Below are 10,351 nucleotides of genomic sequence, written 5' to 3' on the forward strand. Positions count from 1 at the left end.
GTGGCCGTCCGAGCCCGCGCCCGCGCCCTGGAAGAACCGGCGGCGGCGGAACACCGGGTGCTCGTGCCGGAGCCGGGACAGGATCCGGACGAACTCCAGGTCCCCGGCCGCCTCCTCCGCCGCCTCCCAGTCGATCCAGGTCAGCTCGTTGTCCTGGCAGTAGGCGTTGTTGTTGCCCTGCTGCGTCCGCGCCAGCTCGTCGCCGTGCGACAGCATCGGCACGCCCTGGGACAGGAACAGCGTCGCGAGGAAGTTGCGCCGCTGCCGCGCGCGCAGCTCGGTGATGGTCGGGTCGTCGGTCGGGCCCTCCGCGCCGCAGTTCCAGGCGCGGTTGTCGTCGGTCCCGTCCCGGTTGTCCTCGCCGTTGGCCTCGTTGTGCTTGCCCTCGTAGGCGACCAGGTCGGCCAGCGTGAACCCGTCGTGGCAGGTCACGAAGTTGACCGACGCGAACGGGCGGCGGGCGCTGTGCTCGTACAGGTCCGACGAGCCGGTCAGCCGGGACGCGAACTCCGGCAGCGTCTCGAACGACCCGCGCCAGAAGTCGCGCACGGTGTCGCGGTACTTGCCGTTCCACTCGCTCCACAGCGGCGGGAAGTTCCCGACCTGGTAGCCGCCCTCGCCGACGTCCCACGGCTCGGCGATCAGCTTGACCTGCGAGACCACCGGGTCCTGCTGGACGAGGTCGAAGAACGCCGCCAGCCGGTCCACGTCGTGCAGCTCCCGCGCGAGCGCGCTCGCCAGGTCGAACCGGAACCCGTCCACGTGCATCTCCAGGATCCAGTACCGCAGCGAGTCCATGATGAGCTGCAGCGCGTGCGGGCTGCGCACGTTCAGCGAATTGCCGCATCCGGTGTAGTCGAGGTGGTAGCGGCGGTCGTCGTCCCGCAACCGGTAATAGGACGAATTGTCGATGCCCCGGAAGGACATCGTCGGCCCCAGGTGGTCGCCTTCGGCGGTGTGGTTGTAGACCACGTCGAGAATGACCTCGATGCCCGCCTGGTGCAGCGTCCGCACCATCGCCTTGAATTCGAGGACCTGCTCTCCGCACTGCCCGGTCGCCGAATAGGTGTTGTGCGGCGCGAGAAAGCCGATGGTGTTGTAACCCCAGTAGTTCGTCAGCCCCCGGGCGACCATCGCGTGCTCGGGCACGAACTGGTGCACCGGCATCAGCTCGACCGCCGTCACGCCGAGTTCGAGCAGGTGGTCGATCATCACCGGGTGCGCCAGCCCCGCGTACGTGCCGCGCTGCTCCTCCGGGATCCCCGGATGGCGCATCGTGAGCCCGCGCACGTGCGCCTCGTAGATGACCGTCTGGTGGTACGGCGTGCGCGGCGGACGGTCGTCCGCCCAGTCGAAGAACGGGTTGATCACCACGTTCTTCGGCATGTAGGGCGCCGAGTCGTCGGTGTTCAGCTCGTCCGGATCGCCGAACCGGTACGAGAACAGCGCCTCGTGCCACCGCACCTCGCCCTCGACCGCCTTCCCGTAGGGGTCGAGCAGCAGCTTGGCCGGATTGCACCGGTCGCCGGTCTCCGGCGTGTACGGCCCGTGCACGCGGTACCCGTACCGCTGCCCGGGGCCGACGCCCGGCAGGTATCCGTGCCACACGAACCCGTCCACCTCGGGCAGGACGATCCGCTCCTCCTTCCCGTCCGCCTCGAACAGGCAGACCTCCACCTGCTCCGCCACCTCGGAGAACAGCCCGAAATTGGTACCCGACCCGTCCCAGGTCGCTCCCAGCGGAAAAGCGTCCCCTGGCCAGACCTCTCGCATCGCCGTCTCACTCCTCGAACGCATACCGCCTGTTCCCGTCGACCCACACCTACCCACCAAAGCGTCATTTCTTCGGCGGGCGTCCACACACGGCGGTGAAGGCTCACTCCGGCAGGCTCAGGCGGGGCCGCTGAGCGAGGACCTCCGGGACACGGTCGAGGGAACGGGCCTGCGCGACCAGCTCGGTGTCGATGCAGCCGAGCAGCCAATAGAGCGTGGCATGGCGCTTCTCCAGCGGCCGGTCGTGAATCGGCTCGTAGTGCATGACCCGGTTCCTGAACAGCACCATGCTGAGGAAGGGCCGGTGCAGCTTGCGGCGCGGGCCGGTACCCGGGGAACGAGCGGTGAAGCACCGGGACCCAGAAACCCCGGTCGGACGCCGTGCTCAGCAGCTCCACCCAGAAACCGAAGGTCAGCTCGGCGACCACGTCGTCGGGCGTGACGGACCGGTTGTGGTCGCGGGCGACCTTGCGGCGGGCCTTGCGCTTGGCGTCGTCGACCTTGAGCCGCGACTCCGGGAGGAGCGGAGCCACCCGCCACCAGTCGTCGCACCCGTGGTGCTCGCGCAGCCGGTCATGGAGCGAGTTGCGGAGCGACACCTCCAGCCAGTGCAGCGGCCCGTAGAAGGCGGCGGAGATCTCCACGTTCCACGCGTACAGCCGCAGAACGTCCTCGGCCTCCCTGTTCGTCGCGTGGAGGTAGGGGCCGAGGCGCGGGTGGGACAGGGCGCGGCACAGCCACTCGGGCGGAGGGGTGATGGTCATCGAGCGCTCCCGGGGGGAAAGCCGTTGGGGGAACGGCGTTTCGGTGGTAGTCTTCTTCTTGGAAGCCCCGGGTCCGCCTCTGCATCGCATGCCGCCCGGGGCACAGTTCTTTCTACGGCGAGTCCGCTTGGCGGGCTCGCCGTTTTTTTGGTGCTGGGAAAACCCTACAGTCGCCGGAGATGTGCTGGTGAAAGGACAAATCCGGGTCTAATTGGTCATTCCGGGAATTGCCAGACCGTTTCGTCGCCGGACGTTCTCTCCGTGGGACGCATGCCGATTTTCGCGGCCACCGACGCGGACGGCGTGTTGTCCGGGTGGACGGCGGCGACGATCGTGCTGACGTTCTGGGCGCGCAGCCAGGCGACCAGCGCCTGCGCGGCCTCGGTGGCGAAGCCGAAGCCCTGGTACGGCATGCCGACGACCCATGCGATCCAGGTCTCGGCGGGCGTCACCGTCGCCTGGACGGTGCCGATCGCCTGCCCGTCGCGGGCCCGCCGGACGATCCAGTTCAGCCAGCCCTCCTGGTGGAAGGGGGAGGGGCCCTCGGCGAGGCGGGCGTACCGCGCCCGCAGCTCGGGGAGGGGCAGCGGGTCGCCGCCGATGTGGTCGTGCAGGCGCGGGTCGTCCAGGACCTCGGCCATCTCGTCCGCGTGGTGGACGGTCAGGGGCTCCAGGACGAGGCGGCGGGTGCGGAGCGTCTCCGCCAGCGGGCCGAACACCCGGCCGAGCCTAGGGGATCATCCGCCGCGCCCCCCGCCGCACCACGCGTCACGCGAGGCCGAGTGTGCCGGCCGGGGCGGACGCGCGGTCAGGAGGACGGACGGAGGCGCTCGGCCCAGACGCCCTCGGGATGCTCGCGCGGCGGGAGCCAGAGCCAGGGCTGGGTGCGGCGGAAGTCGAGGGTGGTGCCGGGCTGCCAGGGGAACAGGTCGCCGCCGTCCGGCCAGACGACCTGGAGGAAGGGCAGGGGCGGGCGGCGGTAGAACGACACGGCGCCGGGGAAGGCGGCGCGGTACCAGGTCGGCTCGACCGTGCGGAAGGACGCCGGGTGGCCGCGCGCGACCTCGGGATCGACATCCCCGTCGTTCGGCGCGGTACCGTCCGCGGTGCGGCGGCCGAGGGTGTTGAGGGTCTCCTCCATCTCGTAGACGTCGCCGCCGAACATCGCGAGTTCCGCCGCGCCGAAGCTGTGCCAGAGGCCGATGCTGTAGACCCAGCCGGGAGTCCGCTCCTCGGGCTGGACGAGCACCACGCTGAACCCGTACTGCGCGATGTGCACGATCGTGCGGAGGTTGAAGGTGTCCATGCGGTCGCGGTCACCGTAGTCGTGGTCCAGTACGCAGTGGCACTCGCGGCGGCCGTCGGACATGCCGCCAGCTTACGATCATTTCCCCCGAACGGCCGGGCGCGCGCCTCCCGCCCCCCGGACGTCCCTCAGCAACGCGTCGGGCTCTGCCTCACGGCGGCGAACCCCGCGGGAGCGGTCATGGCAGGTCAGGCCCGGGCGAACCCCGCGGTGGTCGCGCGGCGCCGGGCTCAGCGGGCCGTCTTGCGGCGGGGGCGGACGGCCTGCTCGGTCCAGAAAGGGGTCATGACCCGTTCGAGCGCGCCGGCGACGGTGCGGAGTTCGTCGCGTGACAGGGGGGCGAACACCTCGGCGGCCACGTCGTCGGCCAGTGACCGCCCGCGACGGAACACCTCCCGTCCCTCGTCGGTGATGCGGACGGAGTGGCGCCGCCGGTCCTTCGGGTCGCGGGCGCGCTCGCAGAGGCCGCGCTGCTCCAGGTCGTCCACGAGGCCGACCATCAGCGTGGGGTCGAGCAGGAGGTAGCCGGCCATCTCCTGCTGGGACAGGGTGCCGGACGTGCTGAGCATCGAGAGCACCAGGAAGTGCCGGACGCGGAGGCCGAGCGCTTCGAGCGACTCCTCCAGCCGCTGCTCCATCCACCAGCCGCACTTGGAGAGCTGGAACCCGGTCACGGAGGCGAGCCCCGCCGGCAGCCCGCCGCGCAGGGGCTTCTCGTCAGCCATGACGTCAGGCTATAGCGCTTCGAGCGTCCGGCCCGACGATTGTCGCTTGACTGGATAATCGAGAAGTTCGATTATCTAGCGGTGGCATTGACTCTCGGCCTCTACGGCCTGAACCTCCAGACCTGCGCGAACCCCCGCGCCTCCGCGCGGATCGCCGCGCTCGCCGAGGAGCTCGGATACGACTCGCTGTGGGCCGGCGACCACGTCGTGCTGCCGAGCCCCCGCACCGACCTCTCGCCCCTGGACCCGCGGGCCCCCTTCCTGGATCCGGTCGCCACGCTCAGCCACCTCGCCGCGAGCACCGGACGGATCGCGCTCGGCACGGGCGTCATCGTCCTGCCGCAGCGGAACCCGCTGATCCTCGCCAAGCAGCTCGCGAGCGTGGACGTGCTGAGCGGTGGACGGCTGGTCTTCGGCCTGGCTGCCGGCTACCTCGAACCGGAACTGCGGGCACTGGGCGTCCCGCTCGGCGAACGCGGGTCCCGCACGGACGAGCACCTGGCCGCCATCCGGTCGCTCTGGTACGACGAGCGGCCCGCCTTCCACGGCAGGCATGCCGACTTCGAGGGGGTGGACGCCCACCCGCGTCCGGTGCAGCGGCCGGTGCCGGTCGTCGTGGGCGGACACGGCTCGGCGGCCCTGCGCCGCGCGGCACGCGAGGCGGACGGATGGTTCGGCTGGATGCTGGGCCGCCGCGCTGCCGCCGAGTCGGTCGCGCGGCTCCGCGCGGCCGCGGCGGACCATGGCCGCGCCCTGCACGTCTCGGTCTCGCCGCCGAAGCCGCCGACCCCCGAGACCGTCCGCGACTACGCGGAACTGGGTGTCGACCGGCTGATCATCGTTCCGCCGCTGAACGCTCCCCTCGGCGACCTCGAACGGTTCGTCCGCGCCCACGCCCCGGCTGAGATCGGCGCCCAGCCGGTGGGCGCGGAGGGGTAGGCGCGCGTGCGCCGCGCCGCCTCCCCCGGACCGGCTGCCTAGAATCGGCTGCGAAATCGTTGACGAACTCGGTGAGTCGGCGCGGCCGTGGTGAGTGGGGAATGCATGTCTGCTGGGGAAGTCGCCGGTCCGGTGGACGTGGCCGCCGAGATCCGCGAGGCGATCGTGCGCGGCGAGTTCGCGCCCGACCAGCGCCTCGTCGAGGCGGACCTGGCGCGCCGGTTCGGGGCCAGCCGCGGCGGCGTCCGCACCGCGCTGCTGGAACTCGCGGGGGAGGGCCTGGTCGAGCGCGTCCAGAACCGGGGTGCGCGGGTCCGGGCCGTCACGGTGGCGGAGGCCGTCGAGATCTGCGAGGTCCGGATGGTCGTCGAGGGCCTGTGCGCCGCGAAGGCCGCCGAGCGCGTGACCGATGAGGAGGCCGCCGAACTGCGCGCGGTCGGCGCGTCCATGCGGGCGGCGGTGGCCTCAGGCGACGTCGTAACGTACTCGGAGCTGAACCAGGCGCTGCACCGGCGGATCCGTGAGATCAGCGGGCAGCGGACGGCCGCCGACGTGCTGGAGCGGTTGCGCGCGCAGCACGTCCGGCACCAGTTCCGGCTGGCCCTGACGCCCGGCCGGCCGAATGTGTCGCTGGCCGAGCACGAGGCGGTCATCGACGAGATCTGCGCGCGCGACGCGGCCGCGGCCGAGCGCGCCATGCGCCGCCACCTCGCCAGCGTCATCACGGCCCTCCAGACCGGCTGACCTCGTCCCGGATTGTTGACAATCGGCCCGTGTGCGCGTCGACGGTGTCCGGATTCTGGCTGGTCGCAGCGTTGAAGGCTGCATGTGTCGACAGAATTGTTAACAATACGGCAGGATGGGGGAGCCCGGCGGCCTCGGAGCGGCCGGGTTCTCCGTTCAGCGTCCAGGGGGTCCCATGAGCACACCGTCCAGCGCCTCCGGCTCGCTGCTGGTGGTCAGCGCGCACGCCGGTGACTTCGTCTGGCGGGCGGGCGGCGCGATCGCGCTCGCCGCCGAGCGCGGCGACCGGGCCACGGTGGTGTGCCTGAGCTACGGCGAGCGCGGTGAGTCCGCCCGCGCGTGGCGCGAGGGCAGGGAACTGGCGGAGATCAAGCAGATCCGCCGGGCCGAGGCCGAGGCGGCCGCCGCCGAGCTCGGCGCGCGGATCGAGTTCTTCGACGCGGGCGACTACCCGCTGGTGGAGAGCCGGGAGCTGGTCGACCGGCTCGTCCGGCTCTACCGGGAGGTCGAGCCGACCGTCGTGCTCACCCACACGCTCGCCGACCCCTACAACGGCGACCACCCGGCCGCCGCGCGGATGGCGCTGCAGGCGCGGGTGCTGGCGCAGGCCATCGGGTACGACGCGCCCGGCGAGCCGCTCGGCGCGCCGCCGGTGTTCTTCTTCGAACCGCACCAGCCGGAGCAGTGCGACTTCCGCCCGGACGTCCTGCTCGACATCACCCCGGTGTTCGAGCGCAAGCGCAAGGCGATGGAGTGCCTGCCGGCGCAGGAGCACATGTGGCGCTACTACGGCGACCTGGCGCGGCGGCGGGGCGTCCAGCTCAAGCGCAACGCGGGGCCGAACCTCGGGCTGGCGCACGAGACGATGGCCGAGGCGTTCGTCCGCCTCTACCCGCAGACCACGGACGTGCTGGCATGAGGACGGTCGTCGTCACCGACCCGCCGCGCGCCGACCCGGCGACGGTCGACGAGCTCGCGCCGTTCGGCGTCGCGACCGTCCACGAGGCGCTGGGACGCACCGGCTACCTCGGCCCTGGCCTGCGTCCGATCCAGCGGGACGCGCGCATCGCCGGGACGGCGGTCACCGTGCTGTCCTGGCCGGGCGACAACCTGATGATCCACGTGGCGGTGGAGCAGTGCCGGCCGGGGGACGTCCTGGTCGTCACGACCACCTCGCCGTCCACCGACGGGATGTTCGGGGAGCTGTTCGCGACGGCGCTGCGTTACCGGGGCGTGCGCGGCCTGGTCATCGACGCGGGCGTGCGCGACGTCGCCGAGCTGCGCGCGATGGGCTTCCCGGTCTGGTCGGCGGCGGTCAGCGCGCAGGGGACGGTGAAGGCGACACCCGGCTCGGTCAACGTGCCCGTCACCGTCGGCGGTCAGCTCGTCCGGCCGGGGGACGTGATCCTCGCGGACGACGACGGCGTGATGCGCGTCCGGCGCGAGGACGCCGGCCGGGCCGTGCGGGCGGCGCGGGCGCGCGCCGCCAAGGAGGAGGCGACCCGCCGCGCCTTCCAGGACGGCGAGCTGGGCCTCGACCGGTACGGGCTGCGCCCGCGGCTGGCCGAACTCGGCGTCGAGTACCTCACCCATGACGAGTACGAGCGGCAGGACGGCGGCCGGTGAACGGCGTGCGCTGCATGGTGATGCGCGGCGGCACGTCCAAGGGCGCGTACTTCCTCGCCGCCGACCTGCCGTCCGACCCCGCCGAGCGCGACGACCTGCTGCTGCGGACGATGGGGGCGCCCGACCCGCGCCAGATCGACGGGATCGGCGGCGCGCACCCGCTGACCAGCAAGGTGGCCGTCGTCGCGCCGTCGGCGGACCCCGGCGCGGACGTGGACTACCTGTTCCTCCAGGTCGGCGTGGACGCGCCGACCGTCTCGGACCGGCAGAACTGCGGCAACCTGCTGGCCGGCGTGGGCCCCTTCGCGGTCGAGCGCGGCCTGGTCCGTCCCGGGGACGCCGAGACGGCCGTCCGGATCCGGATGCTCAACTCCGGCGGCGTCGCGACCGCGCGCTTCCCGACGCCCGGCGGGACGGTCGAGTACGCGGGCACGACGGCGATCTCCGGCGTGCTGGGCACGGCCGCGCCCGTCCGGCTGGACTTCGAGGAGACCGAGGGGTCGGCCACCGGCGCACTGCTGCCCACCGGACGCGTCCGGGACGTCATCGACGGCGTCGAGGTGACGTGCGTCGACAACGGGATGCCGGTCGTCGTCGCCGACGCGGCCGCGTTCGGCCTCACCGGCGCGGAGAGCCCGGCCGACCTGGAGGCCGACGATGACCTGCGCGAACGCGTGCAGCGCCTGCGCCTCCGGGCCGGCGAGCTGATGGGCCTCGGGGACGTCACGCACGCGTCCGTCCCCAAGACCACCCTCGTCTCCGCGCCGCGCGACGGCGGGACGGTCTCCACGCGCACCTTCATCCCGCTGCGCGTCCACGAGTCCATCGGGGTGCTCGGCGCGGTCACCGTCGCCACCGCGATGCTCCTGGACGGCGCGGTCGGCCGCGAGCACGCCGTGCTCCCCGCCCCCGGCGAGCCGATCGGCGTCGAGCACCCCGCCGGACGGCTGGACGTCCTGGTGGAGGTCGAGGGCGGCGCCGTCCGCCGGGCCGGTCTCGTCCGCACCGCGCGCAAGCTCTTCGACGGCACCGTCTTCCCCCGCCCCGCGACGTCCCCGCCTCCCGCGACTTCCTGACCTGGAGCCCCCATGCACGAGATCGCCCACATCGGCCACGCCGAGCTGCTCACCCCCGACCTGGACGGCAGCCTGCGGTTCTTCACCGACTTCCTCGGCCTGACCGTCTGCGGCGAGGCCGAGGGCCGCGTCTACCTGCGTACCTACGACGACTACGAGCACCACAGCCTGGTCCTGACGGCGTCGGACCGGCCGGGCCTCGGCCGCACCGCGCTGCGCACGTCCGGCGAGGAGGCGCTGCGGCGGCGGGTCGAGGCGCTGGAGGCGGCGGGCCGCGCGGGCCGGTGGGTCGAGGACGAGCCCGGACTCGGCAGGCTGTACGTCACCACCGACCCCGACGGCCACGAGCTGGCGCTCTACTGGGAGAGCGAGTGGTTCGAGGCGCCCGCGGAGACCCGGCCCGCCCTGAAGAACCAGCCGCAGGCCAAGCCGAACCGGGGCGTCGGCGTGCGCCGCCTGGACCACGTCAACTACCTCGCGTCCGACGTGATGGCGAACGCCGAGTTCCAGGAGCGCGTCCTCGGGGCGCGCTCCACCGAGCAGATCCGGCTGGACTCGGGGAAGATCGCGGCGCGCTGGATGACGTTCACCAACAAGTCCTACGACCTCGTCTACACCTCGGACTGGACGGGGAGCAGCGGCCGCCTGCACCACATCGCGTTCGCCACCGACACCCGCGAGGAGATCCTGCGCGCCGCGGACCTCGCCATCGACACCGGCGTCTTCATCGAGACCGGCCCGCACAAGCACGCGATCCAGCAGACGTTCTTCCTGTACGTGTACGAGCCCGGCGGCAACCGCATCGAGCTGTGCAACCCGCTGACCCGCCTGGTGCTGGCGCCCGACTGGAAGCTCGTCACCTGGACCGAGCCCGAGCGCGCCAAGGGCCAGGCGTGGGGGCTGAAGACGATCGAGTCCTTCCACACCCACGGCACCCCGCCCGTCGAGTAGCACCGCCGCCCGGCCCGGCCCCGGAGGGACGGGGCATGGCGATATTGATCTTGGCGTGGTTCACTGGCGGGACGGGGCCGTTGTTGTAGTCCGGGTCGGTGGGACGCCCGGGGTCGGAGAGCGGATGCGGCCTATGAGCGTGGACGGTCGGTCGGTCACCGGACGGGTCGTCTCGCCCCTCCTGGTGGGGCGGGACGAGGAGATGGCGCGGCTCGTGGCCGCGGTGTCCCGGGCCCCCGCGGTCGTCGTGGTCACCGGCGAGGCGGGCATCGGCAAGACCCGGCTCGTCGCCGAGATGACCGCCCGCCCCGAGCTCCGCGGCCTGCGCGTCCTCGCCGGGACCTGCCGCCGCATCCGCGAGCCGTTCCCCCTCGGCCCCATCGTCGAGGCCCTCCGCGACACCGGTCCCGCCCTCCGCGACGTCGGCTCGCCCCTGCGCGACGCCGG

At 72.4% G+C, this 10,351-nt stretch carries 12 protein-coding genes; 7 read left to right on the plus strand and 5 right to left on the minus strand.

Features of this window, described 5'->3' with window-relative positions; translation table 11 throughout:
• The 5 genes from glgX to AB0J52_RS14460 all read right to left on the minus strand — a co-directional run.
• Window positions 1-1,773, minus strand: a 1,773-nt coding sequence (gene glgX, locus AB0J52_RS14440; protein ID WP_500182052.1) for a glycogen debranching protein GlgX, incomplete at its 3' end; no start/stop codon positions are given.
• 103 nt (window positions 1,774-1,876) lie between these two features.
• On the minus strand, window positions 1,877-2,062 hold the full coding sequence (locus tag AB0J52_RS14445; protein WP_500182053.1) for a hypothetical protein: 186 nt from the start codon (window positions 2,060-2,062) through the stop codon (window positions 1,877-1,879).
• Window positions 2,063-2,752: 690 nt separating this feature from the next.
• Window positions 2,753-3,256, minus strand: a complete 504-nt coding sequence (locus AB0J52_RS14450; protein WP_500182054.1) for a GNAT family N-acetyltransferase — start codon at window positions 3,254-3,256, stop codon at window positions 2,753-2,755.
• A gap of 89 nt (window positions 3,257-3,345) precedes the next feature.
• Window positions 3,346-3,906: a DUF4262 domain-containing protein gene (locus AB0J52_RS14455; protein WP_500182055.1), complete on the minus strand. Its 561-nt coding sequence runs from the start codon at window positions 3,904-3,906 to the stop codon at window positions 3,346-3,348.
• A 167-nt stretch (window positions 3,907-4,073) separates the two neighbouring features.
• On the minus strand, window positions 4,074-4,568 hold the full coding sequence (locus tag AB0J52_RS14460) for a MarR family winged helix-turn-helix transcriptional regulator (protein WP_500182056.1): 495 nt from the start codon (window positions 4,566-4,568) through the stop codon (window positions 4,074-4,076).
• A gap of 81 nt (window positions 4,569-4,649) precedes the next feature.
• Here AB0J52_RS14460 and AB0J52_RS14465 point away from each other — a divergent pair, with 81 nt between their 5' ends.
• From AB0J52_RS14465 to AB0J52_RS14495, 7 genes are all read left to right on the plus strand, one after another.
• The gene (locus tag AB0J52_RS14465) at window positions 4,650-5,507 is read left to right on the plus strand and encodes a TIGR03619 family F420-dependent LLM class oxidoreductase (RefSeq protein ID WP_500182057.1); all 858 of its coding nucleotides are present in this window, start codon (window positions 4,650-4,652) and stop codon (window positions 5,505-5,507) included.
• A gap of 105 nt (window positions 5,508-5,612) precedes the next feature.
• Window positions 5,613-6,251: a GntR family transcriptional regulator gene (locus tag AB0J52_RS14470; protein WP_500182058.1), complete on the plus strand. Its 639-nt coding sequence runs from the start codon at window positions 5,613-5,615 to the stop codon at window positions 6,249-6,251.
• Window positions 6,252-6,426: 175 nt separating this feature from the next.
• Window positions 6,427-7,170, plus strand: a complete 744-nt coding sequence (locus tag AB0J52_RS14475; protein WP_500182059.1) for a PIG-L deacetylase family protein — start codon at window positions 6,427-6,429, stop codon at window positions 7,168-7,170.
• Window positions 7,167-7,877, plus strand: a complete 711-nt coding sequence (locus AB0J52_RS14480; protein WP_500182060.1) for a 4-carboxy-4-hydroxy-2-oxoadipate aldolase/oxaloacetate decarboxylase — start codon at window positions 7,167-7,169, stop codon at window positions 7,875-7,877. Before AB0J52_RS14475 ends, AB0J52_RS14480 begins: the two co-directional genes overlap by 4 nt.
• Window positions 7,874-8,953 (plus strand): 4-oxalomesaconate tautomerase, encoded by a 1,080-nt coding sequence (locus AB0J52_RS14485; protein WP_500182061.1) that lies wholly within the window; start codon window positions 7,874-7,876, stop codon window positions 8,951-8,953. Before AB0J52_RS14480 ends, AB0J52_RS14485 begins: the two co-directional genes overlap by 4 nt.
• Window positions 8,954-8,965: 12 nt before the next feature.
• Window positions 8,966-9,904 carry a catechol 2,3-dioxygenase gene (locus AB0J52_RS14490; protein ID WP_500182062.1) on the plus strand — a complete coding sequence of 313 codons (939 nt, stop codon included), beginning with the start codon at window positions 8,966-8,968 and terminating at the stop codon, window positions 9,902-9,904.
• Window positions 9,905-10,037: 133 nt separating this feature from the next.
• The coding region (locus AB0J52_RS14495; protein WP_500182063.1) for an AAA family ATPase at window positions 10,038-10,351 on the plus strand (314 nt) is incomplete at its 3' end.

Origin of the sequence: Spirillospora sp. NPDC049652 (assembly GCF_040675125.1) — a bacterium.
Taxonomy (GTDB): domain Bacteria; phylum Actinomycetota; class Actinomycetes; order Streptosporangiales; family Streptosporangiaceae; genus Spirillospora.